This window comes from Streptomyces sp. NPDC058470, from assembly GCF_042721055.1.
GTDB lineage: Bacteria > Actinomycetota > Actinomycetes > Streptomycetales > Streptomycetaceae > Streptomyces.
On sequence record NZ_JBHXMF010000020.1, the window covers coordinates 1 to 25,677 of the forward strand.

Annotated in this window: 28 protein-coding genes; 6 read left to right on the top strand and 22 right to left on the bottom strand. The window is 70.5% G+C overall.

What is annotated here, in order from left to right:
- Positions 1–35 precede the first annotated feature (35 nt).
- The 8 genes from ACFWP7_RS16605 to ACFWP7_RS16640 form a co-directional block, all read right to left on the bottom strand.
- Positions 36–299 (bottom strand): hypothetical protein, encoded by a 264-nt coding sequence (locus ACFWP7_RS16605; RefSeq protein ID WP_384382038.1) that lies wholly within the window; start codon positions 297–299, stop codon positions 36–38.
- A 245-nt stretch (positions 300–544) separates the two neighbouring features.
- Positions 545–1,597, bottom strand: a complete 1,053-nt coding sequence (locus ACFWP7_RS16610; RefSeq protein ID WP_384382039.1) for a hypothetical protein — start codon at positions 1,595–1,597, stop codon at positions 545–547.
- Positions 1,594–2,067 (bottom strand): hypothetical protein, encoded by a 474-nt coding sequence (locus ACFWP7_RS16615; RefSeq protein ID WP_384382041.1) that lies wholly within the window; start codon positions 2,065–2,067, stop codon positions 1,594–1,596. Before ACFWP7_RS16615 ends, ACFWP7_RS16610 begins: the two co-directional genes overlap by 4 nt.
- A gap of 13 nt (positions 2,068–2,080) precedes the next feature.
- On the bottom strand, positions 2,081–3,379 hold the full coding sequence (locus ACFWP7_RS16620; RefSeq protein ID WP_384382043.1) for a hypothetical protein: 1,299 nt from the start codon (positions 3,377–3,379) through the stop codon (positions 2,081–2,083).
- A complete protein-coding gene (locus tag ACFWP7_RS16625; protein WP_384382299.1) occupies positions 3,372–4,970 on the bottom strand; it encodes a DUF2637 domain-containing protein in 1,599 nt (532 codons plus the stop codon). The genes ACFWP7_RS16620 and ACFWP7_RS16625 overlap by 8 nt, the downstream gene beginning before the upstream one ends.
- 230 nt (positions 4,971–5,200) lie before the next feature.
- Positions 5,201–5,362 (bottom strand): hypothetical protein, encoded by a 162-nt coding sequence (locus ACFWP7_RS16630; RefSeq protein ID WP_384382046.1) that lies wholly within the window; start codon positions 5,360–5,362, stop codon positions 5,201–5,203.
- The gene (locus tag ACFWP7_RS16635) at positions 5,359–5,877 is read right to left on the bottom strand and encodes a hypothetical protein (protein WP_384382048.1); all 519 of its coding nucleotides are present in this window, start codon (positions 5,875–5,877) and stop codon (positions 5,359–5,361) included. Before ACFWP7_RS16635 ends, ACFWP7_RS16630 begins: the two co-directional genes overlap by 4 nt.
- Positions 5,877–6,065: a hypothetical protein gene (locus ACFWP7_RS16640; RefSeq protein WP_384382050.1), complete on the bottom strand. Its 189-nt coding sequence runs from the start codon at positions 6,063–6,065 to the stop codon at positions 5,877–5,879. Before ACFWP7_RS16640 ends, ACFWP7_RS16635 begins: the two co-directional genes overlap by 1 nt.
- A gap of 539 nt (positions 6,066–6,604) precedes the next feature.
- Here ACFWP7_RS16640 and ACFWP7_RS16645 point away from each other — a divergent pair.
- Both ACFWP7_RS16645 and ACFWP7_RS16650 read left to right on the top strand, forming a co-directional pair.
- Positions 6,605–7,411, top strand: coding sequence for a GntR family transcriptional regulator (locus ACFWP7_RS16645; RefSeq protein ID WP_384382052.1), 807 nt, complete (start codon positions 6,605–6,607; stop codon positions 7,409–7,411).
- Positions 7,408–7,974: a GNAT family N-acetyltransferase gene (locus ACFWP7_RS16650; RefSeq protein ID WP_384382054.1), complete on the top strand. Its 567-nt coding sequence runs from the start codon at positions 7,408–7,410 to the stop codon at positions 7,972–7,974. Before ACFWP7_RS16645 ends, ACFWP7_RS16650 begins: the two co-directional genes overlap by 4 nt.
- A 35-nt stretch (positions 7,975–8,009) precedes the next feature.
- On the opposite strand, the gene ACFWP7_RS16655 is transcribed toward ACFWP7_RS16650, so the two are convergent.
- A complete protein-coding gene (locus tag ACFWP7_RS16655) occupies positions 8,010–8,453 on the bottom strand; it encodes a hypothetical protein (protein ID WP_384382056.1) in 444 nt (147 codons plus the stop codon).
- A 114-nt stretch (positions 8,454–8,567) separates the two neighbouring features.
- Between ACFWP7_RS16655 and ACFWP7_RS16660 the strand changes: the two genes are divergently transcribed.
- Positions 8,568–9,575: a DUF6624 domain-containing protein gene (locus tag ACFWP7_RS16660; RefSeq protein ID WP_384382058.1), complete on the top strand. Its 1,008-nt coding sequence runs from the start codon at positions 8,568–8,570 to the stop codon at positions 9,573–9,575.
- A 200-nt stretch (positions 9,576–9,775) separates the two neighbouring features.
- On the opposite strand, the gene ACFWP7_RS16665 is transcribed toward ACFWP7_RS16660, so the two are convergent.
- From ACFWP7_RS16665 to ACFWP7_RS16680, 4 genes are all read right to left on the bottom strand, one after another.
- Positions 9,776–9,946: a hypothetical protein gene (locus tag ACFWP7_RS16665; protein ID WP_384382060.1), complete on the bottom strand. Its 171-nt coding sequence runs from the start codon at positions 9,944–9,946 to the stop codon at positions 9,776–9,778.
- Positions 9,946–10,116, bottom strand: a complete 171-nt coding sequence (locus ACFWP7_RS16670; RefSeq protein WP_384382062.1) for a hypothetical protein — start codon at positions 10,114–10,116, stop codon at positions 9,946–9,948. Before ACFWP7_RS16670 ends, ACFWP7_RS16665 begins: the two co-directional genes overlap by 1 nt.
- 202 nt (positions 10,117–10,318) lie before the next feature.
- A complete protein-coding gene (locus ACFWP7_RS16675) occupies positions 10,319–10,528 on the bottom strand; it encodes a hypothetical protein (RefSeq protein WP_384382064.1) in 210 nt (69 codons plus the stop codon).
- A 156-nt stretch (positions 10,529–10,684) separates the two neighbouring features.
- Positions 10,685–11,236, bottom strand: coding sequence for a hypothetical protein (locus ACFWP7_RS16680; protein ID WP_384382066.1), 552 nt, complete (start codon positions 11,234–11,236; stop codon positions 10,685–10,687).
- 299 nt (positions 11,237–11,535) lie between these two features.
- On the opposite strand from ACFWP7_RS16680, the gene ACFWP7_RS16685 reads away from it, so the two are divergent.
- From ACFWP7_RS16685 to ACFWP7_RS16695, 3 genes are all read left to right on the top strand, one after another.
- Positions 11,536–11,913, top strand: a complete 378-nt coding sequence (locus ACFWP7_RS16685; RefSeq protein WP_384382068.1) for a type II toxin-antitoxin system Phd/YefM family antitoxin — start codon at positions 11,536–11,538, stop codon at positions 11,911–11,913.
- 748 nt (positions 11,914–12,661) lie between these two features.
- Positions 12,662–13,279: an SGNH/GDSL hydrolase family protein gene (locus ACFWP7_RS16690; RefSeq protein WP_384382301.1), complete on the top strand. Its 618-nt coding sequence runs from the start codon at positions 12,662–12,664 to the stop codon at positions 13,277–13,279.
- 163 nt (positions 13,280–13,442) lie between these two features.
- Positions 13,443–14,471: an XRE family transcriptional regulator gene (locus tag ACFWP7_RS16695; RefSeq protein WP_384382070.1), complete on the top strand. Its 1,029-nt coding sequence runs from the start codon at positions 13,443–13,445 to the stop codon at positions 14,469–14,471.
- A 139-nt stretch (positions 14,472–14,610) separates the two neighbouring features.
- Here the strand turns inward: ACFWP7_RS16695 and ACFWP7_RS16700 are convergent, their stop codons facing one another.
- The 9 genes from ACFWP7_RS16700 to ACFWP7_RS16740 all read right to left on the bottom strand — a co-directional run bounded on the left by ACFWP7_RS16700 (position 14,611) and on the right by ACFWP7_RS16740 (position 25,655).
- Complete coding sequence (locus tag ACFWP7_RS16700; protein ID WP_384382072.1) at positions 14,611–15,435, bottom strand: 5'-3' exonuclease H3TH domain-containing protein; 825 nt, start codon at positions 15,433–15,435, stop codon at positions 14,611–14,613.
- A 624-nt stretch (positions 15,436–16,059) separates the two neighbouring features.
- Positions 16,060–16,497 (bottom strand): GFA family protein, encoded by a 438-nt coding sequence (locus ACFWP7_RS16705; RefSeq protein WP_384382074.1) that lies wholly within the window; start codon positions 16,495–16,497, stop codon positions 16,060–16,062.
- Between the two features lie 271 nt (positions 16,498–16,768).
- Complete coding sequence (locus tag ACFWP7_RS16710; RefSeq protein ID WP_384382076.1) at positions 16,769–17,575, bottom strand: PIG-L deacetylase family protein; 807 nt, start codon at positions 17,573–17,575, stop codon at positions 16,769–16,771.
- 109 nt (positions 17,576–17,684) lie between these two features.
- Complete coding sequence (locus tag ACFWP7_RS16715) at positions 17,685–19,130, bottom strand: phosphotransferase (protein WP_384382078.1); 1,446 nt, start codon at positions 19,128–19,130, stop codon at positions 17,685–17,687.
- Positions 19,127–20,716, bottom strand: coding sequence for an NUDIX domain-containing protein (locus ACFWP7_RS16720; protein WP_384382080.1), 1,590 nt, complete (start codon positions 20,714–20,716; stop codon positions 19,127–19,129). Before ACFWP7_RS16720 ends, ACFWP7_RS16715 begins: the two co-directional genes overlap by 4 nt.
- Positions 20,713–22,098 (bottom strand): MFS transporter, encoded by a 1,386-nt coding sequence (locus tag ACFWP7_RS16725; protein WP_384382082.1) that lies wholly within the window; start codon positions 22,096–22,098, stop codon positions 20,713–20,715. Before ACFWP7_RS16725 ends, ACFWP7_RS16720 begins: the two co-directional genes overlap by 4 nt.
- Positions 22,082–23,116 (bottom strand): phosphotransferase enzyme family protein, encoded by a 1,035-nt coding sequence (locus ACFWP7_RS16730; protein WP_384382084.1) that lies wholly within the window; start codon positions 23,114–23,116, stop codon positions 22,082–22,084. The genes ACFWP7_RS16725 and ACFWP7_RS16730 overlap by 17 nt, the downstream gene beginning before the upstream one ends.
- Positions 23,113–23,649 (bottom strand): HIT family protein, encoded by a 537-nt coding sequence (locus tag ACFWP7_RS16735; protein ID WP_384382086.1) that lies wholly within the window; start codon positions 23,647–23,649, stop codon positions 23,113–23,115. The genes ACFWP7_RS16730 and ACFWP7_RS16735 overlap by 4 nt, the downstream gene beginning before the upstream one ends.
- Complete coding sequence (locus ACFWP7_RS16740; protein WP_384382088.1) at positions 23,646–25,655, bottom strand: ATP-binding cassette domain-containing protein; 2,010 nt, start codon at positions 25,653–25,655, stop codon at positions 23,646–23,648. The genes ACFWP7_RS16735 and ACFWP7_RS16740 overlap by 4 nt, the downstream gene beginning before the upstream one ends.
- Between the last annotated feature and the right edge of the window lie 22 nt (positions 25,656–25,677).

A 25,677-nucleotide genomic window follows, 5' to 3' on the forward strand; every position in this document is an offset into this window, starting at 1 on the left:
GGCTGCACATCTCGCGAGATGTGCAGCCCCCGGGGTCAGTTCGTGAACGCGTGCCAGACACTCCAGAGAACGAGCAGGCCGGCGACCACCGCGGCGACGGCGTCGCCTCGGGAAGGACGCCAGACACCCGCGCGTGCGAGCGGGTTGACCCAGGCGATGGGCCGGATGCATTCGCCCACGGGGTAGTCACCGTCGTGACGCCGATTGCGGTGACGCACGCCGTGGCCCTCCGCGCCGGCGCGGAAGGTGTAGGGCCGGGACTCCGTGCCGCAGGGCGGACAGTTGTACGTGAACGGCACGGGACGCCTCCTGATCCGATCGATGGACAACCGGATCGTAGAGGGCGAAGGCCGTGGCCGCGGATGGTCAGGGGCGTTTTCTCGCCGCCGGTGAAGAGACCGGTGCAGGTCGGGTGCCGCCCGTCAACGTGGTGTCGACGGACCGTCGACGGAGGCGTCGACGGCCTGTCGATCACGGTGAGATGAGCGGTAGATGCCCTGGTAGATGGGGGTGTAGACGGCATCTGCACCCCCACAGGGCCCGGTTACGCGACGGCGCCAGGGGAGGGGTCGGGAACAGCCTGGAGGTGGGGCTGAACGGGGGTGCTCTGCCCGGCCGGAACAGGGGCCTCGGCGGGGGCCTCGGCGGGGGGTGCGGAGAGGGGTGGGGAGAGGGGTGGGGAGAGGGGTGCGGCGGGGCCCTCCTCCCCGGCCTGGACGGGGCCGGCGGGGGACCCCTCCGACGGGGCCCGGAGGACGGGTCGAGAGAGGGCCTCCACCGCCTCGTCCAGAGAGGTGCGGAAGACCCCCTGCAGCTCGTCAACGCGGACCCCCCAGGTGGGCCCCTTCCCTTTGGCGCGGACATTCCTGCTGACGGGGATGCCGGCGGCAGTGCACCACTCCCGCAGCTGGAGTTGCTCCCAGTTGTCGAAGCCCTGCGCCTCCTGCTGGAGCCGCGCCAGGAGCTCTGCGATGTGAACGCCCATGTGCTCCGGCGCGGCGTCCCGGACGGCGGCCACGATGAACCGGACGAGCAACCGGGCGAACCGGTCCTGGGCGGATTCCTGCTCCTGCTCCCCCGCAGATTTTTCATGATCATTTTGGGTGGTGGTCTCCTGCAGCGGGGGAGCGATCATCCACGCGACGATCACCCACACCACCGCGAGCACGGTGCAGCTGACCGGTACGTATGGGGCGATGTGCGGCCAGACGAGCCACATGAACAGCCAGAGAAGCCCCGCGACGACGACGCCGACGAACAGGATGATCAGACAGCCCAAACCGACCCGCTCGATCACGTCATCGGCAGCGGCATGCGCCGCCTTCTTGGAGACCTTGGTGGTGTTCGGGCCCGCCTTGCTCGCGGAGTCGTCGTCAGCGGGGTCGCCGCTCTGTTCCGCTGCGGCCGGGGCGGCCTTCGGCGGCGGGGCGTCGAGGTTCATGGCCGCCGTCCAGCCGAGCTTGACGACGCGGCCCACTCTGCGCAGCAGGAACGACGCAATGAGGCGCGACCCGGTCAGGAGCGGAAGGAGCAGCAGCCGCGGCGTCTGCCTGCCGCCCTGGAACGGGATGCTGATCTCCTTGAGCAGCGCTCTCATGCCAGCTTCTCCAGGAACGCGCCGGTCACCTTGAAGAGGATTCCCCAGAACGCGCCCGCGAGGCCGCACGCGACGCCGAAGCTCAGGCCGAAGAACGCCGGGGGAAGACGCTTCTGCCATTCGGGCAGGAAGGCCATGACGCCGAGGACCAGGGCCAGGCCGGCAGGCGTGGCACCGGCGATGAGGTTCGGATCGGTGAGGGTCGAGGCCGCCGTGCCGTGGACTCCCTCGGCCAGACTCCTCCAGGTCCCCCCAGCGAGCATGAACAGGACGCCGATCACGGCAGCGAGCCCGGCGAGGTAGCGGCGGTCATCGAAGTACTTCTTGGTGATCTTCGACTTGTTGCGGATGGCGATGATCAGGACGATGAAACCGGCGGCCGCGAGGGAGGAGAGGCCGACCGCTCCCAGGCCCTGGGTGAAGCTGGCGCCGGAGGCGGGTGCGGCGAGCACGGTGTTCATGGGGGTCACGGGTGGATGCCTTTCAGATGACAGGGCCGGTGGAGTACAGCGCGCAGACGAGCAGGGAAGTGGCCAGCGGGATGCGCGCCAGCCAGCGCTTGAGCAGGCCGCCGTAGCGGGTGCGCCACACCAGCCAGCCCGAGGCGCCGCACATGGTGAGGCCGACGACGAGCAGGGAGGTGTCGCTCTGGTTCAGGCCGACATGGCGGGCGACGATGTCGGAGGTGTACGGCAGGAGTTCCTGCCCGAGGCGGCGTCCGACCTCGGCGGCGACGAAGACCGCGGCGAGGCGGCCCAGAGCGCCGAACGGCACGAACGGCGCGAGCATCTCGCTGCCCGCGGCCTTCCACGCCGTGAACCCGCAGCCGAGCGCCATGCCGGCTCCGAGCAGGCCGCCGGCAGCGGCGACGGCGGCCGGGGGGAACTGGGAGAGATAGGCGTTCAGTCCGATGGCGGAGCCGACCGCGGCGGCAGTCCCGTTGAAGGTGATGACACGCCAGAAGCGGGTGGGGCGCCACTGCTTCACCGGCTGCGTACGGATCTGGAGGGTCGGCTGCGGCTTGTGGACATCGAGGGCCTGCGGGCGGCCGGCGGGCTCCTCGGCGCCGGCCGCCTCCGGTTCAGAGGCCTGCGGCTCGGGGCTCTTCTGGACCTCGATGAGAACCGGTCCTCCGCCGGCCGGAACGGTCAGGACGTGCCCGCTGTAGGTGTCGAGGTCCGCGTCCTGGTCCTTGTAGAGGCGGTCCCACCAGCCCTGCTTGGTCTCGCGAGGAGAACCCTGCGCAGGGGGCGCGGTCTTCGGTCCGGGCCGGTCGGTCCGCCACCAATCGGAGTCCTTCTCCGGCGGCTCGGGCGGCGATGCCGGCATGGCCGGAATGACAGGCTCCGCCCCGCTCCCCTGGAGGGGCGGCGCACCCGCTTCCGGGGCGCTGACCTGCGCATCTACACCATCTACAGGGGCGTCTACATCCGCGTCGGCAGGGGCTGGGATCGACGGCCTGGCCGTCGCCTGGCCGCCGTCGGGGCCTGCTGCCTCCGTGCGCGGCGCGGGTACGGGCACCTCATCCGGCAGCGGCACGTGGAACGGGTCGGTCTTCTCGTCTGCGGTGGTCACGTTCCCTCCCTCCTCGGAGGCTCCGGTGATCCGCTCACCTTCCAGGGCGAGGTGGATCAGCATGCGGATGAACTCTTCGTCGTGGTCTGCGTCGTCGCAGGTCAACAGCCCTGAGAGCTGGCTGGTGCGGGTCTCGCCGGGGCCGGGCACAGAGCCCGGCCCCGGGCGTATCCAGCCGTGGTGGCCCTTGCTGGCCGGCTCAGCCATCGGGTGCGTCCCGGGATCCGCCGGCCGTCTCCGCGGCCACACGGGCCGCCTCCTTGAGGACCTTGGTCACCCAGGCCGGGGACTTGCCGAGGCTCTCGGCGAACTCCTTCTGCGTCAGGTCCGGGTTCTTCCTCTTGGCCGCATGCCACGCGGCCGCGGCCCTGGCCCGCTCGGCTTGCTTCGGGCTGGGAGCACCGACAGCTGCGTGAACCGACGTCGGCGCCGGCGTCTTCGCGGCGTGCACGCGCGGGCGGCGTGAATTCACGGATCGGCCGTTCACGCCGTCCTCTTCACGGTTGCCGTCGTCGTCGTTCACGACCTCGTCCGAGTCCGGATTCACGGTGTCGGACGGGTCGTTCACGCCGTCGGATTCACGATCGGCCGACCGGTTCACGGTCAGCTTCACGGGCCGGTTCACGCTCCAGTCCCGCCGATTCACGTCCTCCGGTTCACGCGTGAATTCACGGTGATTCACGATCGGCGTGAATCCGTTCACGGTGCCTGTGAGCAGCGGATTCACGGACTTCACGCGGTTCACGCTGCCGCTGTTCACGGGGGGCGTGAACGGCTTCATGCGTGAATCGGGGGCGCTTGCGCACCGGTTCACGGGCTGCCGTGAATCACCCCTGCGTGAATCGTTCACGGGAGCATCGGCCGGCGCGTGAACCGGCGGGTTCACGCCCGAACCCGCAGGCGGATTCACGGGGCCACGTTCACGGCCGGCAGCCGGATTCACGGCTGCCGGCCGCGGCGTCGGCGCACCCCCGGTGCGGAGGTTCACGCTGGCGTCGGCTCCCGAGTTCACGGGGTGCGGAGGAACGTTCATGCCCTCGGTGACGAGGAGGGGTCCCGGGACCTCGCCTGCGGTCGAGGTGATTGCGAGGGCGTCGGCGACGTGGTTCTCCAGTGCGTCGCCCTTCACGTTCTGCGGAGGGGCCGAAGCCGGGACGCGGCTGGAGCTGAGCGGGACGCCGTAGCGGGTGAGCTTTAGCGGCAGCAGGGCCTCGACCGGGGCCTTGCGGCGCCAGGCGCGACCGAACCGGGTCCGCAGCCGGGCCTGGTAGACGAGGCGCTCCTGCTCGAGTTCGAGGACCCGCTCGTACGACCGCAGCTCCCACAGCTTCATCCGCCGCCACAGTTTGAACGTGGGCAGCGGCGACAGCAGCCACCGGATCAGCCGGACCGGCTCCATGTGACGGCCGACCGTGATGTTCGCCAGCTGCCCGATCGCGTGCCGGGCGGCCTCGACCGTCACGACGAAAAGAATGGGGATCACCGCGTGCATGCCGACGCCGAGCGGGTCCGGCCAGGCCGCCGCGCCGTTGAACGCGATCGTCGCGCTGGTCAGCAGCCACGCGGTCTGCCGCAGCATGGGAAACGGCATCCGGAGCCAGGTCAGCAGTAGGTCCAGCGCGAGCAGCACGAGAATCCCCGCGTCGACCCCGAGCGGGAACACATGGGCAAACGTCCCGAAGCCCTTGCGGATCGCAAGGTCGCGGACCGCGGCGTACGAGCCGGCGAACCCGATGCCGGCGATCACCACAGCGCCGCCGACCACGACGCCGACGATCACGCGCTGCGCCTTGTTCAGCTGAGGCCGGTCGGCCTCGGTGGCGGAGTCCGTCGGGGTTGTCGTGGTGGGCGAACTGGAGGGGGTGGTCACCGTTTTTCTCCTGTGCGAGGCGGCTCCGCGGGGCGGAGACGCGAGAGGCCGCGGGGCACAGCCGTCCCCCGCGGCGTGGAGCTGAAGGTCACCAGCGGTCGGTCGTACTGCCGCCGTAGAGGCGGAGTCCGAACGAGGCGGTGTGGGGCGGGCCGAGTTCACGAGGCATCAGGGACCGCCCGGCGGCTCATCTGCTTGTGGGCGGTGGCGCGGTCGGCCGAGCCGGTGTCGTAGTCCTTCCGGCACCGTTCGAGCGTGGCGGGTTCGGCCAGGATCCGGTTCTCGCGGGGCCGCCGGTCCGGCGGCTCGCTCTGGGTCACCGGGCACCTGCGCGGGCGGCCATCGCGGTGATGTGCACGGTGGAGGTCCCGCAGTGCCCGCGAGCCTCCAGGTATTCACCGGCGTCGTGCAGCCCCGGTGCGTTGATCGCCCGCACCAGGGAGTTGAACAGCGGATTGGGCAGCGGGCGGCCGACGTGGACGACCACGTCGGCATCCAGAGGCGCCGCATCGCTGATGAGGTCGAAGAGGCTGGCGACCAGGTCGTCGTCGCTGAGGGCGCCGTCGTCGGTGGGAGCGGGCGGAGTGGCGGCCGGGACCGTGACGGTCAGCAGGCCGGCCAGAGCAGCCCGCATCTCCAGCACTTCCAGGACGAGTTCGTCGGTCTGCATGCCCTGCAGGTCGAGCCTGATCGCGCGGCGCAGTACGTCACGGGCGGCCTCGGCCGCCTGGACGCGGCGCTGCGCCGGGCTCAGGCTGCCGAGACGGTTGCGGGCCATCCCCGCGAACTCGGCCAGGCTGGGGTGTACGGGCTCGAAGTCGGTGGGCGTGGCCATCAGCGCACCGCCTTCGCGGCCGCGGAGTTGGCGGCCAGATTCAGGTTCGTCAGGTACGCCCCGGCCACTTCGGCAGCGCGGGCACGGGCCTTGGTGTCGACCGAGGCGGCGATCGTCTTGGAGTGCGCGGAGCTGGTGGCCCCGCCCTGGGCGGTGGAGCGGGCGGAGCGATCACTAATGTGGGACATAGTTCGGACTCCTCGCTGAGTGAGGTGTTCGGATGAGGCCCCGTGCGGGAGTGGCGACTCCCCATGAGGGGCCGAGCGCGGCCCTGGCCGGGAGGTAACTCCTGACCAGGGCCGTCGTGTTGGCCAGACGGCCAAGGCCACGGCACACACGTGGTGCGCCGGGCCTTGGTTGTCTGGACTGTTGCGTGCCCGAACGGGGCCGTGCGGCAAAGCCGACGGGCACCCCCTCGGACGCTCAGTCCTGTGTCCGCTGTGCAGTTTTCAAGGAGCGGGCTTGCATCGCGCGAGCCCCGACAGTGCGCCGAATTGAGCTACTTAGACCCGGAATAAGGGTCTTAAGCACCACAACCTGTCAAGACAGGTTGTGGTGCCGATCACGACCGTAGCGATCAGCTGGCAGCTCGTCAACACCTGTCAAGACAGGTTGAGTTGCCGGGCCAGGTCAATGCGGCGCCGAGGCGGCAATGCCCTAATGGGTGGGGTGTGCATCGCGAGGCGACTCTTGCTAACCTGTCGCGACAGGTTGCTAAGGTGCGGCCATGAGTAACAATCGCCCGCGGAAGCCGCAGGAGAAGGCGACGGTTGACGACGTCGTCATCCTGCTGCGCGAACGCATCAAGGCCGGAGACTTCCGCAAACCGGACGGCTCTCCGGACAAACTGCCCTCGGCACAGGTTCTCGGCGACGAGTACGGTCTGAGCCGGCAGTCACTGGTTCGCGTGCTGGAGAAACTCAAGGCCGAGGGCATTGTGCGGACACGCAAAGGCTCGGGCGCCTGGGTCCACGACTGGAAGCCGCTGCTCTTCTATCCGCAGTCGGAGTTCCACGAGCAGGCGCCCAACATCGACGTCTACACCTCCCTCCTCGACGCCGCGCACCGCAAGGGCGACGCCCGGATGGACGAGATCACCCGCGAGCCGGCAGACGAACTGGTCCGCAGCCGACTTGCCCTGCTGGATGGCGAATACGTGGCCGTACGGCGCAGAACCAACATGGTCGACGGAGCCGCGGCCCACACCGACGACTCCTACGTGGCGCTGCGCATAGTCGAGAGAAGCGACTGGGTACTGCAGGACAACGTCGAACGCGGCACCAACCGCGTCCTCGCCGAACTCGGGCACGAGATCGTCCGCTCCATCGACGAGATCCACCCCCACACGACCACCGAGGGAGAGAACATCCGCCTGGGCCTCGGTGCAGGCAACTCAGTCCCCGCCATCAAAATCATCAGCACCAACTACGACGCCGCCGACTTGCCCGTGCAGGTCACCCTCTTCACGCTGCCGGCCCACCGCAACATCACCGTGTACGAGCGCTTCCGCCACACCGAGCGAGGCGGCGAGTGATCGTCGTCCGGGCCGTGCCGGCCGACATCCCCCGACTCCTGAAGTTCCGCACTGACGCGGCCAGCTGGCTGAGCGCGAACGGCAGCGACCAGTGGTCCACGCCCTACCCACCCGAACTCCTCATCGACAGCGTGTCCGCCGGCGAGGTCTACCTCTTCCACCCGACCCCGCGGGACTTGGCCGTGGCCACCGTCACCCTCGACCGAAAGGCCGAGCCGGTCCTGTGGAGCGAAGAGGAGAGAGACGAACAAGCGCTCTACGTACACAAATTGACCCTCGCGCGGCCAGGCAACGGCCAGGGCCTCGGAGCCGCGATCCTGGACTGGTGCGGAGATCAGGCGGCCCGTGACGGGGCGAAGTGGCTACGCCTCGACGCCTGGACGGCAAACACCCGCCTCCACGCCTACTACGAGCGCCTCGGATTCACCCACCTGCGCACCGTCCACGATCCCGCCGCGTACGAGTCGGGATGGGTGGCGCAGCGGCCGGCTGCTCCTTGTGAACATTCCTTCCACCTCCAGCCGGCGGACCACGGCCAGGAGCCGGGCGGTCACCGCCCCTGAACACTGCAGCTGACGACCGCCCGGCGTGACGGGGCTCAGGAACCTTCCTGCGCCCCACTCCGCAGCGGACGCACCAGCCACCGCCCCGGAGCGGAGTCGTGAACCTCATGAAACGGTGCAACGCGGGGGTCGGTGAGCGGAATCGTCGCCCCATACGTCCACCGCGTCAGCTCCCCGCCCTGCCGCAGCCCGTAGACGAACGCGATACCCGAAGGCCGCGCAGCCGCCGCCGCGATCGCGCCGAGCAATCCCGTGATCAACTCGCCGCCGCGCACGGCGGCGCACGTCGCGACATGGACCCAGGACGTGTCGGGGCCGGCGAGCTGGGCCACGATCCGCGCCGGCTGCCCGAGAACCGCGGTCGTGACCTCCGCCTGGAGGGTGTTCTCGGGCCCCGGGCCCCACAGGTCGACGGCGACGACACGATCGGCTCGAACTAGCCGGTCGTCAGACAGCCGAAGCCAAGCTATTGCGGACATATAGGGCCCTTCCGTTCCGTGATCGGGAACCGGACCGTACGAGCGTGGAGCTGTGGACAGAGGCCGCAGGGGTAGGACCTCGGCAGCCCGACACATCGACCCTGGAGGTTCGCCATGGACTTGGTCCGGCACCTGACCGCGAGCACGTTTCTCTTCGCGCGTTTCGGGGCCTCGTGGCGGATGTGCGTCATCGCGCACCCCCGGCCTGGCGGCTACCTCCGGCCGGGAGGCCATGTCCGCGAGGAGCAGGCCGAGACGCCCCAGGACGCTGCGATGCGCACGGCGCTCGAAGAGTCCGGATATTGCCCGCGCCTCCTGCCGGCTCCACTTCCGGAGGGGTACCCGCACCCTGCCGTCCCGGGCCCGTGGTGGACCGTGGACATCGCGGCTGGCCCGGACAGCCGAGCTGACGGGCGGCACCTGCACCGGGACCACGTCTTCGTCGGCGTCGTGCCGCTGACCTACGAGCCGCAGGGCGCGCCCGCGCTCCCGGTGCACTGGGTGGATCGTGACGCACTCGAGGTCCTGGACACCCCGACGGACACCAAGGTCCTCGGCGCCCATCTCTTCGACGTCATTGATGCCGTAGCGCGGCCGCGAGCCGCGGCCGCGCCGGATAAGGAGCTGGCGGCGGAGCTGCTGCGCCGGATGGAGCTGGACCAGGAGGTGCGGCTGCTGCCTCCGGCGTCGCGGACGCCGGAGGTGATGGAGCGATGGCAGGAGATCGACCGGGACAACCGGATCTGGCTGGAGCAGCTCCTCGCGGTGCGGGGATGGCCGGGCATCTCGGAAGTCGGGGAGCGTGCCGCGACGGCTGTTTGGCTGTTCGCCCAGCACAGCGATCCGGCACCCGACTTCCAGCTCAGGTGCCGGGACTTGTTGGCGGAGGCGGTGCTGGCCGGCGAGGCCGACCCGCGGCACTCGGCGCTGCTGCAGGATCGAGTCCGCGTCGCCCAGGGCCGGCCGCAGGTTTTCGGCACGCAGCTGCACGCGGACGAGGCGGGCGAGCTCGCCCCGGCGCCGATCTGGGAGGCCGAGCAGGTTGACGTTCGGCGACTCGCGGTCGGCCGGGAGCCGCTTGAGGACTATCTCCACGCCTGTCGGCAGACAGCCGTCGGGTAGGCAGAATCCTGCGCGGGGACCTCGCGTCCGAACGGCGGTGCACGCCGGCGTCAACGACCGTGCGCACGGGAGCAGCGGCGCCGACGGTCATCGGCGGGGGCGAGGTCCCTGGACCGCGCGGCCTGAATGCACGAACGCCGCCCCGGCAGGAGCCGGGACGGCGGAGGTGCGCCCGTCGAAGAGATACGGACCGGGACAGGTCAGAAGCTGCCGGGCGGTGCGTCCTTGGGGCGCTCTTCCAGGCGGCTGCAGGTCAGCCGGTCATTCAGGCGCTGCTGCCCGGCCCGGTGCTCCGGCGTGAAGCCCTTCGGGGTCGAACTTCCGCTGCTGGAGGAGCGGTTGTTGCTCTCGCTGCTGCGGCGGAAGGCCATCAGGAACCCCCGACCGTGGAGTTGGTACCGGAGGCCGGTGTGCTGTGCGTGCCACCGGGGACACGGCGGAGGATGGTGACGGCCGTGCGGGCCCGCTCGGCGCCGCACGCGGCGCTTTTGCTTCGTTGGATGCGGCGCTCGAAATCGCGGCCGCGGGTACGGTTGGCCATGCTGCTGAGCTCCTACCGGTTCGTGGTGTGTGGCTCTGCTGGCGAGGCCCTGGCCAGGTGCTGAAGACACCGGGCCGGGGCCGTTTCAGTGACGGGCGCCTCCGCGCCCGGGATGGATTCACCTCCCGGGCTCAGGGGCCGGGCCCGCGAGGGGCCCATGACGGCGCGTCCGAGAACGGCGGCACCAAGAGGCCGCCGGTGATCAGTTGCTGTGACGGTGCTCGGCGTCGGTAAGGCCGGCGAGTAGGACGGCCTCAAGTGCGGCGATGTCTGCGGCCAGGAGGGTGTGGGCGTAGTCGGTGTCCGCACGGTCAGGCCCGGCGCTCATGGTCGGGAGGTTCTCGTTCGACGCCAGAAGCTGACGGACGAGGTCCGAGCGGCGCTCGGCCAGGATCTGAATGTCCTCGGGCACGTGGCTCTCCTTGGATGTGCGTGCGCAGGGGTCGTGGGTCGGCGCCCGGTGCTCTTCCGCCCGACGGGGTGGTGGCGGTGCCGGGCAGCTGGAGGCGTGGCCGGCGCGCCCACGCGCGAGGGCAGGGCAGCGCCGGCACGGCAGCGGGGGGAGGGGTCAGCAGGCGCTGCGGCTCGGCGCCGAGGACGCGGCGATCTTCACGTAGCCGATGTACGCGCCCCAGCCGTTGTGTCCGCTGGTGATCTGCTGGACCTTGACCAGGCTGGGGTCGCTGGGGTGGCAGGCGATGATCCGCGCACGGTCGCCTTCGCCCATGAGGCCCTTGACCGACCCTCCGGCGTTGCGGATGAACAGGCCGCCGGTGCCCAGGGCGGGCTCCAGCGTGCCCGAGGGCGAGGTCGAGCCGTTGTTGGCCGTGCCGGACTGGCCGGAGGAGGCGTCCTTGTCGCGGGTGCTGGAGTTCGGTGTGCCGGCGGACGTGGAGTCGTGGCCCGGCTTGGGGTCGTCGCCGCGCTTGATGACGTCCGGGTACTCCGTGATGGTGGCCGTCTCCGTCTTGCCGGTCACCGGGTTGAAGCGTTCCTCGGTGTACGTACGCAGGGGCTTGTCCGGATCCGGGGTGTCGGCCTGCGCGGTGGTTGAGAGCAGTCCGAGCATCCCGACGGCTGCGAGAGCCGCGACGGTCGCGCGCTGGTTGGTGCTGTTCATCGGTGAATCTCCTCGGTTCGTGAGGTGATCGGGCTCGTCGGCGGCCGGCGCTGAAGACGCCGACCCCGGCGGAGGCGGGAGAGGAGATCCCCTCAGCGCCTCGTGTGTGGTGCGGTGAGCTGCCTTGACGGAGCCAAGGGCATGGCGAACTCCGCCCAGTTGAGGCGGAGGTGGAGCCATCGGGGCTTCGCTCCGACGAGAACGACCGTAGCGCAAAACCTCGAAGTTCGGGAAGTTATGGAAGTTCGGGAAGTCTGCGGCTGTCCGTGAAGTCCTGGCAGTCCGTACACTTCCGGCCCATGGAGACGACCAGCAGCAGCGCCGACGACACCCGGTCCGGATGGAGCCCAGTCCTGACCCGGGTACGCCTGAAGGGGGGCCACCACGTGGTCACCCGGCACGGGCACGCGGCCGCAGTGCTGGTGCCGGCCGCCTGGCACGCTCAGGTCGGAGGAACCGTGGCGGACACCATCACCGCAGAGACCGCCGTGCGCGGCCTATCCGACCTGCTCGACCGCGCGCAGGGCGGAGAGCATGTGGCCGTGACCCATCGCGGAAAACCTGCGGCCGTCGCTGTCCCACCCGAGTGGCACGCGCAGGTCACCAGCGCAGCTCCGGACGACCGGGCCAACACCACGCCGCAGGAGCACGCCGACCCAACGCGACCCCCGCGATGACCAGTACGACTCCGCCCCGCCCGTCCGTCGCCGAGCGGCTGCTCGCCGAGCACGGCGCGGCACTCACCCTCGGCGAAGACTGCGACCTTCCCGACGACCTTCAGGTCGAGATCGACCCCGGCGCCCACCTGACCCTCGGCCACCGGGTCTCGATCCGCCGCGGCTCCACCATCCAGGTCCACCGCGGCGCCACCGTCGCCATCGGCGACGACGTCGCCATAGGAGAGCACACCTTCATCTCCGCCATGGCTGGCATCCGCATCGGCACCGGCGCGGCGCTCTCCAACATGGTCGACCTGCACGACCACAACCACCGCCCCCGCACCGCGGCAAACGTGCCCACCGGGCAGCGTGTGCCCTGGGCCGCTGGGTTCGAGGCAGCCCCGATCATCATCGAGTCCGGCGCGACCATCTCCAACAAGGTCACCGTCAACGGCGGCGTTCGCATCGGGGCGAACGCTCTGGTCGGTGCGAACGCGGTGGTCTCCCACAGCATCGCCCCCGGCACCGTGTCCACCGGCCTCCCCGCCGCAGCTCGCCGCACCTTCGACGGCGCCCTCGCACCGCGTGAGGACCGACGCACACTGACCATCGGCTTCTTCGGCACCTCGATCATGGAGCACCTGGAGGCCGTCAACGCGCAGATGACCACCCAGGCTGACCTGCCCGAGGTCGGCTCCAAGGTCACCGTCGAGGCCTGGGCCCAGCGCGGCTGGGTCTACCGCCTGGCCCTGTCCCTGCGCGCCGCCTGGCCGCACATTGCCTTCGACATCCACAACGAGGGGAAGGCGGCGCCACCAGCCGCGACATTGCCGGGATCGTCGCAGCCGACCGGGCCACCACCGGCACCGACTACGACCTCGCGTTCCTCGGCTGCGGCATCAACGACGTCTGGCGCCACTTCCAGGGCCGCACGTCCGAGGCGGTCGGCCTTGAGGAGTACACCCGCCACCTGAACGCCATGCTCGACCAGCTCAGCGGCTACACCCGCAAGCTCGTCTTCGTCTCCGAGACCCCGTTCGGCCCGGTAGAGGACCCCAACACGGTCACCGCGATGAACGCGGAACTCGCCCGCTACAACGCGGCCGCCCACGCGGCGGCCGCCGCGCACGGTGCGCTGTTCCTGGATGTGTGGGCCCCGTTCACCGCGGCCGCCCGGCATCTGACCGGCGACCCGGGCGCCCTGTGGAGCGACGGAGTGCACCTGACCGAGCTCGGCGACACCGTCCTACTCCAGCAGACCGAGCGGCTCCTCGCCGAGCATCGCATCATCGAGAAGCTCCAGGACTACCCGCTCCTGGAGCGCCACGCCGCACTGACCGCGTACGGGCCCATGGTCGCCCGGTACCGGCCGTCCGGTTCCTGAAAGCCCCGGGGCGTCCGGCGCTGGTCGGCCATCGCCGGACGCCCCGGCCCCGTTCCCCCTCGCCGGGGCGGGCTACTTCAGCCGATCGGCGCAACCAGCGCCTTCCCCCCGGCTCCCTGCCAATAGGCTGGGTGGACCCGGGTGGGAGGACGGTGAAGGTCCGGTGCACCGACGGAAGTTGCTCGCGGGCCTGGCGGCCACAGCCGCCGCCCCACTGCTCGGGAGCGGAATCGTGCAGGCCGACGAGGCCCTGCTCGGCGAACTGCTGGTCGCCCGACTCCGGGATGCGATGCTCGGGCTGGGCACGGCCGCGCCAGCGTCCGAAGCGATCTCCACCGACTTCACTCGCGCGCTCGCCGACTTCGACGCTTGCCGTTACGAGTCCCTCGCAGTGCGCTTGCCCCGTCTCATCCGCGCCGGCCACGCGCTTACCGCCAACGGCGAGGACACGGAGCAGTGCTCCCTCTTGGCCAAGAGCTACCTGTTGGCCACCCGCATGTTCGTGAAGATGGACGAGCAGCAGCTCGGCTGGATGGCTACCGACCGCGCGCGGCAGCTCGCCGAGACAGCGGGTGATGTCCTTGCCGTTGCCGAATCCGCGCGTCAGCTGGCCGTGCTCGCCAGGAAGGCGGGATGGCATGACCAGGCGTTGTCGATCGCGCTCTCTGCGGCCGATCACCCGGATCTGCGAGGCATCGGACTGGCTGGTTCCGCGGTACGCGGGCTCCTGGTCCAGAGCGCGTCGTACACCCTCGCGCGCAGAGGCGACCGGGACGGGATGCGGGAGCTGACCGACGAGGCTGCCGCCATCGCCAAGGAACTCGGCGGCGCCACCCTGCTGCGCGACCATGGGGGCGGCTTCAGCCCCCTCACCGTACAACTGCACAAAATCAGTGCCGAGAATCAAGCAGGCGATCCCCATGCCGCGCTCGATGCCGCTCGCGCGATCTCGCTGAAGGAGCTGCCCAGCGTCGAGCGCCGCTCTCGTGCCCTCGGCGACATAGCCGTCACCTACGACCGCCTCGGCCGCCGCAATGACTGCGTCCGCACACTGCTCGCGGCCGAGCGATGCGCTCCGCAGGAGACACATGCCCGCCCGGCGACGAAGTCCTTGATCTCCAGCCTGTTGGTTTCCGGTCCTACATCAACGGAACTGCGTGGTCTCGCCACCCGCAGCGGCGTTCTCGCCTGAGGAGGAGGCACTGATCGCCGGCCTACTCAGGTGGCGTGCACTGTGCGGGAACCCCAGGCCGCGAGTAGGCGCCGGTGTGCAGATGGCTGGTCGGGCGAGGCTGAGTGTGAAGAGGCTCGTAAGAGGTTCTTGGGCATGGTTACCAGAGGCTCAGAGCTTCCAGGACGTCCGCGGCCTTGGGTAGCGGCGCCGCGGACTCGGCCGTCAGCCGGTCGTTCGAGAGGTCCACCTTCGTGTCGAGCCTGACCATCTCGCGCCAGCGCAGGACCTGCGGCCACACTTCAATCCACGCCGGGCGCAGCTCGTCGCGCGGAATGCTCTCAAGCTGGCGTCCGCCGGTCAGGAGGCGAGAGGCGGTTTTGAGGCCGACGCCTCGCATCCCAGCGATGTTGTCAGCGGGGTCGCCCATGAGCGCGCGGAAGTCTGGCCATTGCTCGGGGCGCACACCGTAGCGCGGGTGGATGTGATCGCCGGTGGTGTAGCGGTGGGCTTGGGCGAGCGCGGTGTTCAGGAGCCGCACGTTCGGGTCGCCGAGGAGCTGGATGAAGTCCTTGTCGGTAGTCATGATGTCGACTGGACGGCTCGCGGCGCGGGCGCGCACGGTCAGGGTGGCGATGACGTCGTCGGCCTCGCATCCATCCAGCTCGACCCACCTGACGCCGCTGTGGTCGAGGGCGTTCTTGACCAGGGTGAGGGATTCGATCAGACCGGGTTCCGCGGCAGGCCGTTGCGCCTTGTAGTCGCCGTCCTGTCCTGCGCGGGCCTGTGAGCCGTTTTCGGCATCGAAGACCACGAGGATCTCGAAGCCGCTGGCGTGTTGGGCCTGGGCCTTACGCAGAAGCGCCGTGAACCCGAAGACCCCAGTACGGTCCACGCCGCTCCGGTTGGTGATGCGGGAGGCGAAGCCGAACCAAGCGCGGTGGAGAAGGTAGTGGCCATCAACGAGCAGTAGCGGTGCGGTCACGAGGCAAGCTCCAGGGCGTGATGCGTACTGGTGGGTGCCTGTGACCGCGGCGTACGGGCGTCCGATGCCGGATGACCAGGGAGTCTACCCACCGCCGCTAGTGGTGGCCGGGCAGTCCACGCACCAATGCCGGCGCGTCGAGGCGGATGGGAACCAACTGGTCGGGGTCGTACGTGCCGGCCTCCATCTCGGCGAGGAGAGCGGGTCGCCGGCCGTTTCGATGAAATTGATGAACCTGTTCGGGTTCCCGTCGCCTTCCCAACGCGGCGGAACATGTGGCGGGCGGCTCTCAATTCATCACCGACGCCCGGTGCTCCACTCACCCAGATTCTTCGTAGCCGCCCGGAATTCTCGAAGTCCTGGGATGCGGCTTCACCGCTTCGTCTCGGCGGGCGCCGAAAGCCAAAATTCGTCTACGAAGTAGCCCAGCGCCTTTCTGGAGTCGCTCCGGCTGAGCATCCCCTGGACTGCCGCGCGGCGCTCGCAGCGCTCTCCGTCGTCCTCGCTGAGCATGACCGCGGCGGGCCCCGGCCCGAGTGTTCGCGCCCTGCTCGCGGGCGAGAGCGCGATGCCTGCCGCGGCCGTTGAAGGCGATGGTGACGTCGTCGAGCAGTGGACGGGCGGTCAACCGGCCGTGCTGTGCTCGGTCTCCGGCACGGAGGGCAGCCAGTGCACGGCGTTGTCGCGGAAGGCTGCGTGGATGGGGACGAGGTCTGGGCTGCTGGTGTCGTCGAGGGCGGTGACGTTGATGCCGATCTCAGGGATGTCGCTGTCGATGGCCGCGAGGCGGCTGCCGCAGGTCGGGCAGAAGCCGCGCTTGGCCTCGCCGTCGAAGGTCTCGTACCAGGTCGGCTCGCTCTCGCCGGTCCAGGTGACCGTCTCGAAGCCCACCCACCACATCACTGGCGTGCCGCCGAGCTTCTGGCAATGCCCACAGGCGCAGGTGTGGGCAAAAACTGCCGGGCCGCGGGTGGTGAAGCGGATGCGGCCACACAGGCAGCCGCCCGTACGTTCCCCGGCTGTTTCGGCTCCCTGGGCGGCGGCGGTGGGGGTGGCGTTCATATGGTGATCTCCCGGACGCATTGGGCAAGTTGAGCCCATCAGTGTGCCATCGCTTCCATGATCGCCAGGACGCTATTGGAGGCTCTGGCGTGGCCCCGGCCGCGTGCGCCGATTGCGGCGGCGTCACGGGCCGGGCGACGAAACCGCGGCTCAGGGGCGGCCGAGTGCGCGGACGGTCCAGCCGGCTTCGCGCCAGGTGCCGGCGTCAAGAGTGCCGCGGCCGTCGATCACCCTCGGGGTGGCGGTGCGGTGGGCGAGGCGGTTGAACCCGTTAGGCAGTGAGCCGATGGGGAGCGCCGGGGAGTGGCCCGGTCGCGAGCCGGGTGAAGTGCTCGGTCGCGATGATGTCGCGCCGTGTCTCCTCGGGCAGGCGGGCGAGGATGCCGGGCAGTGGCCGTTCGCGGGCGACTTCCCCGCGGTGCGCGAGGACCGCTGCCCACTTCTTTTCCAGCCAGGGGGTGACGTCGACGGTGGTGGTGGCGTACGCGTCCGGCACCGCGAGCACGGCTTTGCCGACGGCCTTCAGAAGCGGCCCGAGCTCGCCGACACCGGACTCGGGGTGCGTAGCGCAGTACACGGCGCGCGGTTGCCAGGGTTCACCGGCCTCGTGGTGAAGGTGCGGGAGCCCCGCGTCCTGAACGGCGAGGAGAGCGGCCTGGTGGGTACGGCGGTGGTCCGGGTGACCGGTCAGCTGACCCAGGGCGTCGTGTGTGACCACGATGTCGGGGCGGAACGAACGGATCTGCTGGACCAGGGCGGCGACCACCTCGTCGAGCGATGCGTCGACGAGCCGGGGACGGCCGGGGGCCGCCTGCGGGTTGCGGGCATCGCCGTATCCGAGCATGCGCGGTGCGCCCGCGCCGAGTGCTCGCAAGGCGTCGGCGAGTTCGGGAGCCCTCGGGCTGTCGGGCGCCCACGTCATGGTGACGACAGCGGTGCGCGCGTGCGCGGCGGCGTGCTGGGCGAGGACACCGCCGGCGAGGAGGCTCTCGTCGTCGGGATGGGCGAACACGCCGAGCAGGGACGGCCAGGCGGAGGACGCCGCCTTCTCGGGGGTCAGCTCGTCGGAGTCAGGCACGCTGGCCTCCTGCGCTCGAGAGGTTCAGTGCGTCGGCGGGGGTTGCCGCACGGACCGACGGCCTCGCGCGGCACGGCTGCGGTAGTGGCAGTGGGTGCCGGGTCGGCGTTCACGTCGTATCTCCTGTCGGTGAGAGGGCTGCACGGTGCTCGGCACGCAGTCGGGCCAGCGTCCGCCGGCCGCGTTCGATCAGCTCGGGGTCATCGTGGGCGGCGCCGTACGAGATGCCGCTCACGGAGTCGAGCGCTGCGTCGATGGCGAGGCGGACCTTCTCGGCGGTGGTCAGGGTCCTGCCGTACCCGGCCAGAAACGCCTCGAAGAGGTCGTCGCGGCCGGCCCAGGCGTCGGACAGGCGGACCAGATCCCGTACGGCCGGGCCCGGTTCACTGCGCTCGAAATCGATCACCGCCACGAAGACCTCACGGTCGTCCGTCTCGGCACCGGCGGCAGAAGTGGTGAGGACGTTTCTGAGCTGGAGATCTCCGTGGGTCTCCACCCACTCCAGCGGTGGCAGGGCCTCGGCTTGCCGGACGAGCTCGCGGACGAACTCCTCATCACCTGGGAGCAGATGAGACCGCGCCCCGGACAGGTGCCGGTCGGCCTTGGCGACGGCTGGGCCGCTGTCGGCAGGAGCGGGTCGTGGGGGAGAGGCCTGGTGGATGCGGCGGGCCAGCGCGCCGATCCGTTGGAAGACCTCCCTCTCCCGCTCCGGGGTAAGGACTGTGCCGTGCAGCGGGCGGCCCGGCACTGCGGTGAGGACCACCGCCCGCAGGGTCTCCTCGGCGGCGACCAGCCGGGGCGCGGCCGCCCCCAGCTGCCGCACCCACGTCCGTAGCCCCCGCACTTCCCGGCCGTGGAACCGCTCGCTCTGGTGCACCTTCACGTACCAGATGCCGCCCTGGACGCCGTGGACCCGCCATACGCGGCTCTCCTCGCGCGCCCATGACGTATCCGTCCAGTGCGCGATCCGGCCGACCGCCTGCTCCGCGAACTCCACGACCTCGTCGTCGGGACGGGCGGTAGACGCCTGGCCGGTCACATCCGGCACGAGGCGCAGCCGGTCGGCGCTGGGGTCGAAGGCGATGCCGTCGCCAGGCAATTGGAAGTGCACGGCCAGGCGCGCGCCGGCGGTGTAGGCGTCCAGGCCCGCACGGCAGTACGCCACCACCAGGGCGGGCAGGGCGTGAAGGGGTGCCCAGTCCATCGCGTCGCAGACGTCCGGCTCCGCGATCTCGGGCTCGCCCTTCCACCGCCGGACCTCGAAGAAGTGCCCAGTCCGGGAGGCGCCTCCGGGGCTTCGGTGGTGCACGGTCACGGCGGACCGCACGTCGGCCGGATCGATGACGATCCCGGTCTCTTCCCGCGCCTCGCGGATCAGGGCGGTGACCACGTCCTCATGCGGACCGTCCAGATGCCCCGACGGCAGGTGCCACAGGCCGGCGGCGTATACCTTTCCGGCCCGCCGGGACAGCAGAACGTGAGGCCCGTCGGCGGTCTCCCGGCGCAGGATCAGGTGGACGTCCACCGGCTCGGTGTGCCGGTGCCCGCCGGTCATCGCTCGCCCCAGCCCTGCTCGGAGTACGGGCGCCCCCGACGGATTCCGTCGACCGCCATGCGGGTGTAGGGCACGACCGCGTCCGGAAGGCTCTGCGGCTTCCACCATCGCCACTCCACGCACCGGTCGGGCTCCAGGACCTCCGGATCGCCGGTCCAGGAGCGGGCCTGGAAGACGAGCGCGATCCTCGGCCGGGCATCGGGGGAGTCGACGTGGTGCACCGTGTGAACGAGCTCGACGTCCTCGGGCGCGATGGTGAGGCCCGCCTCCTCTTTCGCTTCGCGTACCAGGCAGTCGATCGCCGTTTCCCGCTCGCAGTGGCCGGCCAGGAAGTGCCAGGTGTCCGGCGCATACGTGGAGTCTGGGTGGCGCAGGCCGAGGAGGATCCGGCCCTGGGCGTCTTGGAGATGGAGGTGCACACCGACGATGTGCAGCTCGGTTCCCGGCGGAGCCTCGTCGGCCAACGGGACTGTGTCGTCCGTCAGTTCCTTCGACGCGGGGTGCTCGGCCGCGTGGCGCCGGATCAGCTCCCCGAGCCCGGGGCTCAGGCGCAGCCGGTCGAGCATGTCCACGGTGCACCACGTCAGCAGCACACCTTCACGGAGATCCACCGCCTCGGCATCACCGCTCCAGCGCCCGGCGTAGACGCCGATGGGCACGGCCAGGCCGTCGACGCTCGCCGCCTCCTGGACGGCGAACGGCATCAGGCCCGTGGGCTGCAGACCCGGTACCTCCTCGGCGAGCTCGCGCCGCAGTGTCGCCTCAAGGCTGGCATCGTCCCGCGACCGTTTGCCTCCCACGAGGGCCAGGACCCAGGGCTCCCACATGCCTTCGCGGTCATCTCGTAGATGAAGGAGATACCGGCCGGCCCCGTCGTGGATCAGGGCGTTGGCGCTGACCGGCTCTGGGCGGCCATCCAGGCCGTGCGGCTCGGCAGCGAGGAGCTTGGCCCGCAGTGTGGGGGAGCGCACGTCGGCGTACGGGAGCCACTGGGCCCCGGCGACTTCCTCGTCCTGCAGAGCGAGCGCGGGCGGTTGCTCGGCGGTGAGGTAGAACGCGAAGCGGAAGTCGAAGTGCTGGTGAGCGGCCTCGCCCTTGGCCGCGTTGGCAGCGATGTCATGGACGTCCACGTCGATCGGCTCGTCGAGGAACCGCGGAGTCAGGCACAGGTCCCCGGGGCGCAGCCCGGCCTCTTCGCACACTTCCCGCACGGCCGCGGCCAGGAGCGTACGGTCACCCGCCTCAGCGTGGCCGCCTGGGCAAAGGGTCAGCCCTGTCACTCGATGTCCGATGTGGAGCACCCGCCGGTCGCGGTCGATGACCACCGCGCTGCAGGTGACGTGACCGGGCAGCGTGGCCCGGCTCGACGGCTCCCCGGTGCCGTCCAGGACAGCCAGCAACCCCTCCAGAGCCGCACGTTCCTCGGCATGCCGGCTGAGATAGGCCTCTACGGTGGCGCGGATATGAGAGCGGGCGGGCGGCACGTGATCACCTCGGACGTTGAAGGGCAGGGAGTAGGTGCTGAGCAGGAGGGGCGCGCCCGACGGCAGGGCCGGGCCGGGGTCCGTGTCCGGGTTCGTGCTCACGGGCCGTCTTCCGTAGAGCGGTCGCGCCGCACATCCACGGCGGCCGCGGGACTGGGAACGATCGGCCCCGACGCTGGAGGAGTCGGGGATGTGACGGTCTCGACAGAGGCCGCATCCACAGCGGGCGAGCCGGGCATCTCCAGCAGGCTGCGCAGCGGGGAGCGGTAGAGGACCACCAGGGGGACGACGAGGAGGCAGGTGCCGACGATCAGGGTGGGGCGCACGCCGATCCAGGTGCCGAGCCCGCCGGCGAGGAGCGCGGCCACCGGACGGGCACCGGAGGTGAGCCAGGTACTCACTGCCTGCATGCGGGCCTGCATGCCGTCGGCGGTGACGACCTGGCGAATGGTGCGCTGGGTCGTGCCCGCGGCCCCAGCACAGGCCAGCTGGAGAAACAGGGCGGCACCGATGGCGAACTGCCAGACCAGGCCCGGGGAGGCGAGGAGCAGAGGGATCTGGGTGAGCGGGGTGATCGCGAGCGCGGTGAGCATCATTGGTCCGGGCCCGTACCGCGCCGCGAGTGACGGGGCGGCCAGAGCACCCGCCGCCGCGCCCAGGGCTCCGATGCCCAGGACGACGCCGAAAGCGGTCGGGCCCAGGGCCAGGGACCGAAGCAAGTACAGCGCCCACAAGGTATTGAGGAGCGCCAGGGCGCCCGAGGTTGTGGCGTTGACGAGGGTCAGGGTGCGCAGCCGGTGGTCGCCGTTCACGTAGCGCAGACCCTCACCGATGTCGGTGTGCAGCCGGCGGCCTTCTGCTGCCGGCCGGGGGCTTTCGGGGGCTTGGATGCGGGCGGTGCACCAGGTGCTGACGAGGTAGGACAGGACGTCGCCGAGTAGGGCGCGGGCCGGGCCGAGGAGCGCGGTCAGGGCGGCGCCGAGGTTGCTGCCCGCGGTGGCGGCGACGGCGAACAGGCTGCCGATGCGGGCGTTGCTTCGCTGGAGCAGGGACCGGTCGACGAGGCTGGGCAGGAGACTGATCGCGGCGGCATCGTGCAGCACGCCCGCCGCGCCCTGCACGGCCGCGACCACCATCAGCTGGGTCAGGGACAGCCGGTCCAGCGCGGCCGCCACCGGCACGCTGGCCAGCGCGGCGGCGCTGACCAGGTCGCCGGTGATCATCTGCCTGCGCTTGGAATGGCGGTCGGCGAGGGCCCCTGCGTGCAAGGCCAGCAGTGCGGGCGGCAGTTGGCCCAGGAACGTCAACCAGGCGACTTCGGCGGTGGTCGCGTCGAGTTCGAGCACCGCCAGCACGGGGATCACCATGCTGCTGATCGAGCTGCCGGTCACGCTGGTTGCCTGCCCGGTCAGGTAGCGCCAGAAGTTGCGGTGCCGCCACAGCGACGGCCGGGCGCCGGAGGAGGGGTCAGTGGAGGAGGTCATGGAGCACCTCCTCGGCTTCCGTCAGGCGCTCCCACAGCACACGCTGCGCCTGATGCCGGTCCCGCCCGTACGCCTCCAGCTGAGAGGTGACCGCGGACGGGTCGTCGAGCGGCTCGGACAGGGGATATGCCGAACAGGCCAGATACCCGGCCGCTACCCGTGGCACCGTCAGCAGGTCTTCCGCCGACATGGCCGGGTTGGCCTCCCGGTAGGCAGCGACGGCCGCGGCCAGACCCGCGGGCCAGTTGGGGGCTTCGAGAACTGTGCGTGGATCGAGCACGATGCGGCCCAGCTCCCACATCGGGCTGCGGTGCGACGGCGGCCGGAAGTCGATCACTGCGGCGACCTTCTCGCCTTTCAGCATCAAGTTCAGGGAGGAAAGGTCGCCGTGAACGATCTGCACGGCGAGGGTCGGCGGGAGCGCCTTGAGCATGGAAGCCGCGGCAGGGAGCCTTTCCAGCCGCTCCCGAGCGGCGTCCCTCGCCCACACCTCGAAGGGGCACCTCGGGGGCTGCTTCGCATAGCGGGCGAGCAGCCGCTCCAAGCGCTGTCGGCCCCGCTTGACGTCGCACACCTCGCGGGCGGGGGCGCGGCGCGGCGGCCCGTCCGGATGGCGGGCGAGCGTGCGGTGAAGCCGGCCCACGGTCTCGCCGACGGCGGCCCACCGCGCGCCGGACAGACCGCCTTCCGCTGTCTCGGCACCTTCAACGAACGCGGCGACGGACACCGACATCCCGCCGCCCGCCGCGATGAGATAACCGTCGAGGGTGCGGCGCATCACCGGAGCCGGGACCCCGCCGCGCGCGGCGAACTCGGCCAGCTCGAGGGCACGCCGCTCGGCCGCCAGATCAGCGCTCGCCGGATAGGCCTTCACGAACCATCGCCGGCCGTCGGCGTCCCGGGCCACGTAGTTGCAGGTGGCGGTCCCTGACGGCCCCTCGGAGACGTCGGTCGGGATGATGCGGTAGTACAGCGCCAGGGCTCCCGCCACCACCATCACGGCGGACTCCGCGCTCACCGTGACACCACCGAGGACCCAGTGCGGCCCAGCAGCTCGCGCAGGCCCCGGGCGTCGGACTGCAACTGCTCCTCGTCCTGACGGCCGTGATCGAGGACGTCGAAGGGGAGCGGCCCGCCGGGCGCCGGATCCTGGTCGGCGCAGCGCCGGGGAGTGATGTGGAAATGGGCATGTGGCACGGCGTTACCGAGGAGCTGGTAGTTGAGCTTCAGCGGGCGGTAGTACTGCTCCACCGCGCGACCGGCGGCCAGCGCCTCGTTCCAGAAACCCGCGGCCTCAGCGGAGGTCATCGCGGTCGGCTCGGCGACGTGCCGCGCGGTGAAGATCACCACCACATAACCGCGGACCTGACCGCTGCGCCACAGATAGGCGTTGGCGAACGGGCCCTTGTTGATCAGCAGGCCCCACCCGATGTCCTCGGCGGTGAAGTCGTTAGTGCAGATCGGGCAGCCGGTCCCGGCCAGGTGGTCCTCGAAGTTCTCCGGCCAATCAGTGCGCGGGGCGGGCGCGATCCGCCTGTCGGCGGCGCTCATCCGCTGTCCCCGTTCCTGCTCGGAGCCTCGGCCTGGTAGGCGGCGGCCTGCAGGGTGAACATCTGGTAGTACTCACCGCGTTGAGCCATCAGCGAAGCGTGATCACCGTTTTCGATGATCTGGCCGTCCTGGAACACGAAGATCCGATCGCACTCGATCACGCTGGCCAGCCGATGGGAGATCAGGATCGTGATGCGGTCCGCGCGACGGCGGCCGCGCAGCACAGCGGTGTAGGCGGCGTGCTCGGCACGCGGGTCCATGCTGGCGGTCGGCTCGTCGAGCAGGAGGACCGCGGCGTCCTTGTAGAGACCGCGGGCCACGGCGAACTTCGCCCAGTTCCCGCCGGAGAGCTCTTCGCCGTCTTTGAACCGCTTCGAGAGCGGGGTCGTCCACTGCTGGCGCAGCCCGGCGATGACCCGGTCGGCGCCGGACGCCGTCGCGGCCTCGTGTGCCCGTTCCGGATCGGCCTGCGTGATCGTCCCGGTGGAGATGGTGATGTTCGCGAGGGCCGAGAGCGGCCACTCCACCGGGTCCTGGAGGACCATGGCTACCTGGGCCTGCACGCTTTCGGCGTCCATCGTCAGCACGTCGGTGCCGTCCCAGGTGATGCTGCCGGCCGTCGGCTCGTACAACCCGGCGATCAGTTTGGACATCGTGGACTTGCCCGAGCCGTTCGCCCCCACGAACGCGACGGTGGAGCCTGCGGCCAGTTCCAGGGACACGCCGTTGAGCGCGGGCTTCTTCCCGTCGGGGTAGGTGTAGGCGACGTTCTCGATGCTGATCGTCTTGACCTGGCCGGGTGCGGCGAGCCCGGTGCGGCGTGGCAGCAACGTGCGGCACTTCTCCAGGAAGGTGTACAGGTCCGACACCCACAGGGCGTGCTCGTACACGTAGTGCGTCGCGAGGACGATCCGGGTCAGGGTGCCCTGGCTGGCCCGGATTGCCAGAACGGCGCCGCCGCCGGAGGCCAGCGGCAGCCAGCCCACGATCGTCATCCAGGCGAGCGCGGCGTAGGTCAGGCCGGTGGCCGCACCGCCGACTGCTCGGCCGAACAGTGCGGTGCGGGCTTCGGCCCGCCCCAGCCGGGTGTCCTCCTCCTCGATCCGCCGGGCGATGCGCTCGTGCTCGCCCAGCAGCGCCGGCTGCGCGGTCGAGGAGCGCAGCTCCGCGGCGGCGTCCCGGTCCAGCAGCAGCCAGGTGAACAGCCGCACGCGCCGCTGGAGGGTGCTGTAGCGGACCTGGCTGAGGAACCGCATGCGTGCGGAGCGCACCGAGGCGAGCCCCTGCGGAATCACCGAGGCGAGAAGCAGTGGCAGAAGAAGGGGGTGGAGCAGGGTCAGAACGGAGGCGGCACCGATGAGTCCGAGGAGCGCGGACGCGAGTTCCATGATCTGGGTGATGGACTGGCGCGCGTAGTAGAGCCCACGGTCGTTGGCGCGGTTGGAGTCATCCGCCCAGTTCGCGTCGTCGACGGCCTCAAGCCGTACGTGGGCCGCCAGGCGAAGGAAGTCCATCTCGACGATGCGGCGGATCTTCGGTGTCAGCCGGGCCTGGTACAAGGCGACCCCGGCATCGAGCACGGCCCGGAACATCAGCAGCCCGGCCACCAGAGCCAGGGACGGGAACGCGGCGCGGATCCGGTCTGGTGTGGCGCCCTGGGCGAAGAGGGCCTGCAGGACGCCGATCGAGGCCAGGAGGCCGAACGCCGCCATCGCCGCCGAACCCAGCTGCAGGACGATCACGGCCCAGGTGGCCCGTGCGTCGGCGCGCCACGCCATCCCCAGCACACGGCGGACGATCGCGGGGAGCGTGGCGAAGATCTTCCACATGCTGGTGCGGGAGGCCTCACCGTCCCAGGTCGACCAGTAGGCATCCTTGAGTTCGTCGCCGAGCTCCGCGCCTTCGGGCGAGGGCGGGGCAGACGCCGGAGGGAGCGGCAGGGGCTCGGTACGGGCGTGCGGCACGGATCGGGCGCTCGGTGCGGCCGGGCGCAGCGGATCGGTCATGACCGGCTCCCGGAGACCGCGG

Excerpts from the sequence above, each read along its gene's own strand:
- ACFWP7_RS16655 (WP_384382056.1), bottom strand. The coding sequence starts at position 8,453 with ATGTCCGCAATAGCTTGGCTTCGGCTGTCTGACGACCGGCTAGTTCGA.
- ACFWP7_RS16660 (WP_384382058.1), top strand. The coding sequence starts at position 8,568 with ATGGACTTGGTCCGGCACCTGACCGCGAGCACGTTTCTCTTCGCGCGT.
- ACFWP7_RS16705 (WP_384382074.1), bottom strand. The coding sequence starts at position 16,497 with ATGAACGCCACCCCCACCGCCGCCGCCCAGGGAGCCGAAACAGCCGGG.
- ACFWP7_RS16645 (WP_384382052.1), top strand. The coding sequence starts at position 6,605 with ATGAGTAACAATCGCCCGCGGAAGCCGCAGGAGAAGGCGACGGTTGAC.
- ACFWP7_RS16610 (WP_384382039.1), bottom strand. The coding sequence starts at position 1,597 with ATGAGAGCGCTGCTCAAGGAGATCAGCATCCCGTTCCAGGGCGGCAGG.
- ACFWP7_RS16665 (WP_384382060.1), bottom strand. The coding sequence starts at position 9,946 with ATGGCCTTCCGCCGCAGCAGCGAGAGCAACAACCGCTCCTCCAGCAGC.
- ACFWP7_RS16640 (WP_384382050.1), bottom strand. The coding sequence starts at position 6,065 with ATGTCCCACATTAGTGATCGCTCCGCCCGCTCCACCGCCCAGGGCGGG.
- ACFWP7_RS16670 (WP_384382062.1), bottom strand. The coding sequence starts at position 10,116 with ATGGCCAACCGTACCCGCGGCCGCGATTTCGAGCGCCGCATCCAACGA.
- ACFWP7_RS16680 (WP_384382066.1), bottom strand. The coding sequence starts at position 11,236 with ATGAACAGCACCAACCAGCGCGCGACCGTCGCGGCTCTCGCAGCCGTC.
- ACFWP7_RS16735 (WP_384382086.1), bottom strand. The coding sequence starts at position 23,649 with ATGAGCGCCGCCGACAGGCGGATCGCGCCCGCCCCGCGCACTGATTGG.
- ACFWP7_RS16635 (WP_384382048.1), bottom strand. The coding sequence starts at position 5,877 with ATGGCCACGCCCACCGACTTCGAGCCCGTACACCCCAGCCTGGCCGAG.
- ACFWP7_RS16740 (WP_384382088.1), bottom strand. The coding sequence starts at position 25,655 with ATGACCGATCCGCTGCGCCCGGCCGCACCGAGCGCCCGATCCGTGCCG.
- ACFWP7_RS16725 (WP_384382082.1), bottom strand. The coding sequence starts at position 22,098 with ATGACCTCCTCCACTGACCCCTCCTCCGGCGCCCGGCCGTCGCTGTGG.
- ACFWP7_RS16715 (WP_384382078.1), bottom strand. The coding sequence starts at position 19,130 with ATGACCGGCGGGCACCGGCACACCGAGCCGGTGGACGTCCACCTGATC.
- ACFWP7_RS16620 (WP_384382043.1), bottom strand. The coding sequence starts at position 3,379 with ATGGCTGAGCCGGCCAGCAAGGGCCACCACGGCTGGATACGCCCGGGG.
- ACFWP7_RS16685 (WP_384382068.1), top strand. The coding sequence starts at position 11,536 with ATGGAGACGACCAGCAGCAGCGCCGACGACACCCGGTCCGGATGGAGC.